General features: G+C 52.3%; 1 tRNA gene. It reads left to right on the top strand.

Annotated features, from left to right (window positions below):
- The first annotated feature begins 61 nt into the window (after positions 1–61).
- A tRNA-Leu gene (locus tag Q7P33_RS18020) sits at positions 62–147 on the top strand.
- Positions 148–214: the final 67 nt, after the last annotated feature.

Here is a 214-nt window from a genome sequence, read left to right as displayed (position 1 = left end):
AGCACTCGGCTGTTAACCGATAGGCTGAGGGTTCGAGTCCCTCCCTTGGAGCCATTACAAAGCCGAAGTGGCGGAATTGGCAGACGCACAGGACTTAAAATCCTGCGGGATTTACCTCTCGTACCGGTTCGATTCCGGTCTTCGGCATTTAATACCAAACAAACTAATATCGCGGGGTGGAGCAGTTGGCAGCTCGTTGGGCTCATAACCCAAA

Source organism: Acetobacterium wieringae (genome assembly GCF_026646375.1).
In the GTDB taxonomy this organism is placed as follows: domain Bacteria; phylum Bacillota; class Clostridia; order Eubacteriales; family Eubacteriaceae; genus Acetobacterium; species Acetobacterium wieringae_A.
This window is presented reverse-complemented; position numbering and strand designations above follow the sequence as displayed.